At 31.1% G+C, this 376-nt stretch carries 1 protein-coding gene; it reads right to left on the reverse strand.

Annotation, left to right across the window (positions count from 1 at the left end; all coding sequences use genetic code 11):
* A partial coding sequence (locus RTW80_RS27690) for a sel1 repeat family protein (RefSeq protein WP_130059314.1) occupies positions 1-343 on the reverse strand: 343 nt, incomplete at its 3' end.
* Positions 344-376: the final 33 nt, after the last annotated feature.

Genomic DNA, 376 nt, shown 5'->3' on the forward strand with positions numbered 1-376 from the left:
TATTCAAATTATAATATTCTGATAATGTTGGATTTGTATCTGATAAAAAGACCCCATAATTAAACTGCGCTGTAACATTCCCCTGAGATGCTGATCTTTCCAAGAATCGCAATTGTTTGTAAATGTTATTTTTAGTAAAGCAGTAATATTGATATAGTCGAAATGATGCCTCTGAATCACCATGTTGTGATTTATACTTCAGTTTCATCAACTTTTCTTCACTTAAATCATAGGTCATTGCTGTAGACCCCATCATACTTTCGTTTTGTTTTATTTTCACATCAGCACCATGCAATTGACAAATAAAAGAGAAATAAAAAAATAGTAACAAGCATGCTTTCATACATCTACAACCTATCTTATATCACTGGGTTTT

This window comes from Escherichia sp. AM3, from assembly GCF_032029835.1.
Classification (GTDB): Bacteria; Pseudomonadota; Gammaproteobacteria; order Enterobacterales; family Enterobacteriaceae; genus Escherichia; species Escherichia coli.